1 protein-coding gene is annotated in these 3,599 nt (G+C 36.8%); it reads right to left on the reverse strand.

The window, feature by feature from the left end; genetic code table 11:
• Window positions 1–3,599: fibronectin type III domain-containing protein (locus LY08_RS13450; RefSeq protein WP_211305938.1), on the reverse strand; the 3,599-nt coding region annotated here is incomplete at both ends.

Raw genomic sequence — 3,599 nt, forward strand, 5'->3', positions numbered from 1 at the left:
CACTTGATACTTACCTCAGAAGTGGTATAGTTAACCGCTTCTGCACTAATGGTTATTGGTACTGTAGCGTTTGGACAAACCTCGTAAACTATTGACGAATCAAAAGTGGTTTCTGGTGAAGTATTTAATTCAATATTAAAATTAGTCGTTTTAAAACAATCGCTAGCTAAAGCATTTTCTACTCTAACATAAATGGTTTGTGGACTAGATGTATTATTGTAGGCTGTAGGATTCCCAATTGGGTTAACGCCATTTAATGCATCATCCTCTGTAGTATGATACGTTACAACAACACCTGTTTGAGTACCTATTATTACAGATTCATTTACAGTTAAATCAAAAAATCCAGCTCCTGTACCATCATCACAAGCTAATAAATCCATAGGTTGTGTAGCATCTGGAGAGGAGTTGACTATCAAATTAAAGTTAGTATTAGTAGAAGCACAACCAGACATTGAGCCAACTGCATCTACATCTTCAACTCTTACATATATGGTAGTACCATTTGCAGCTGTATATGGTGAAGCAAGTGGATTTGTTCCTGATTGAGCATTTGCTAAAGTTGAATGATAAGTTACAACAAAGTCTGAACTACTTTGAGTTCCTAAAATGGTAGCTGTTTGCGAATCTAAATCAAAGACAGCATTACCGCTTCCATCATCACAGGATTCTAACGCTGGTGCTTGTTGTGCAGAAGCATCATCAAGGAAATTAATATTTGCTATTAAAGATGATGTAAAATCTGCGCAAATTCCGCCTCCTACTATACACTGATATTGACCAGATTGAGTTGCTGTAAATGTTGGAGAATTAATACCATTTTGATAGATTCCATCAATATACCAATCATATGTATCAACTGAATAAGCAGTATCTGCAGTTAATGTCACAGAGGTATAACCACATAAATAAATTTCATCACTGTATCCTTCAGGAGCTGAAGCTCCTTGTTCAATAACTATTCCATCATAATCTAAAGTTACATCACATACTACATCACAATTAGTTCCATCTAAAGGTCCTGATGTTTGTGTGAAATTATAAGTTCCAGATTGCTGAGAGTAGTTAGTAATAAGGATAATATAAATTGAATTAGCTGGTACTCCATTTAAAGTAATAGTTTCTGTAGCAGTAGCTGAGAAACTACAATCTGCAATATTTGGTGGTAACAAGTCATAACACCCTGTATCTTGAGCAGTAAAAGGACCCCAAACAATAAAGTCAATATCTAAACCTGTTCCACCAGCATTTGTTTGTGCTAATTGGAATACATAGTCACCTGGATCATCAAACTGAATTGTATTCCATTGAGGGTCTGGTTGACTTCCTAAACAATCATAATCTAAATATGGTGGCGCAACTTGATCACCTACTACACTTGGATAAAATATTGTTGGATCTGCACAAATTGGTAAAGCATCTGTACAATACGTTGGTACACCTAAAGTCTGAATACATAAATCAAATGTAATAGATGTTGATGTCGTACCTGCAGAGAATACTCTAATATAATATGTGTTACCTATGGTTAATGTTGGAGTTAAACTATAATCATCTGTAGTACAATACATTTGAGTCAAGTTATTACAGTCTGAACCTTCATAAAGAGCATGATCAACATTAAATCCTCCTGCAACATTAAGTATTTGAATGATTTGTTGGTCGCCTACAGCAGTAAATTCGAACCAAACGTCATCATCTGCACTAGTTGTACAAGCACCATTTGGTACTCCTGAATCTGTTGCTTCTATTAAAGTACCAGAGTTTATTACTGTACAAGATTCATCTGAATTAACAGATGCTACTGTTGCATTACAAGGGTTATCATTTGGAGGTGGACAAGCTGCTAAAGATATTGCTTGACTTGTAACTACACAATTAACATCTTGCTCATTAGACACTGTAAAAATAATATCTGTGTTAAAAGGGTAAGGACCAAACTGGGTTACTCCTGTTGTGGTAACACTTACAGGTGTTCCGCCTTGGTTATCTGCTATTTCTAATGAGATTGCATCACCTAAAGAAGTAATATCTACATCTACTAAAAACTGATTCCCGTTAGCACAATCATCTACGACAACAAAAGTTGCGGTTGGATTTATACAAGTTGCACAGGATACCGTTAAATTTATTGAAGGGTATCCATTACCTTGACAATTGATACTTCCATCTGATTGTACTTGAAATGAAATGGTGCCTCCTGTAGATTGAAAAGTTAATCCAGAAATTTGTCCTGCATTACCATAAGGTGTTGCTGCGTTTAAGTTGGTAACTCCATCTGAATCTAATACAATCACTTCATCAAAGTTATTTTCTACTTGTCCTGCATTAATGGTTAAATTAAGCGGTGTTCCATCTGTTGATGAAAATGTAAACACATTAGTATCGTTATTTTCATAACAATAACTAATTGTTTGTGGTCCATCCACTGCGCAATCTAAAGTAAAATTAAATTGTAATAATGTTGAAAAATTATAAGGACCAGCCCAAACACTAGTATCTGTTCCACAAATTGCTTGCACATAGACTTCATAATCTGTTGCTGGATTTAGTGAAGTTTCAGACACTGTTGTAGTACTTACAGTTGTTCCAGATGTTGGTACACCAGTACCTGCCGGTTGTATAACATAATTCCACTGTGTTTCTGGTCCACTTGGTGTCCAAGATATATCTGCAGAAGTTTCTGTAATATTTGTTGCTACTATATTTGTTGGTGCAATACAGAAGTTACCACAAGTTTCTACACGAACTTGATCTATAGACATATCGCCTTCAAATCCTGTTCCTGCTCCTCCGTAGCTAAATTCTATGTAAATAACTTGTCCTAAATAAGCGTCTAAATTAACACCTATTGGTATCCAAGCTTCGTCTGCTGTAGATTGATAGTCACCTATCCAAGTATATTCTGCAGTAAATGGTCCTGTTGCAGAAGTACTAACACCTACATTTAAAGTTCCAATATCATCTCCAAACGCATGCATCCAAAATGATAACTCTGCACCATCAACCGCAGTTGATAAATCAATAGCTGGTGATATTGCTGATGCAATATCTGTTGAATTTCCTGAAGCTTCATATTCTAAATGCATTCCTGGGTTTCCGTCCCAAGTGATGTTAGGTCCTGTACCACCTGAGTTTGCACTCTCAGCAGTAATGTCCCAATCACCATTTCCGCCTCCAAAACCTGTTCCTGTCCATCCAGATGGATCAGTATTAGTATCATTTCCGAAGTCTTCAGTAAATATAAATGTAGAAGAACCACTTGAACAAGTTACACCTACTGGTGGTGGAGGTGGTGTGTTAAGTGTTGTAAAGTTTACTGGTCCAGCCCACACACTCATTCCGTTCCCACAATCTGCTAAGATGTATACCTCATACGCTGTACTTGATGATAATCCCATTGCTGTATATGGATTGGTGGTAATAGCTGTTCCTGGTCCTGTTGGTACGCCTGTTCCTGCTGGTTGTACTACTAGTTCCCAAGCGGTTTCTCCATTATTTGCTGTCCAAGAGATATCTGCTGTAGTATCTGTTATGGCATCTACCATTATACCAGTTGGAGCAACACAAAAGTTACCACAGGTTTCTACACGTACTTG

This window comes from Olleya aquimaris, from assembly GCF_003259525.1.
Taxonomy (GTDB): Bacteria; Bacteroidota; Bacteroidia; order Flavobacteriales; family Flavobacteriaceae; genus Olleya; species Olleya aquimaris.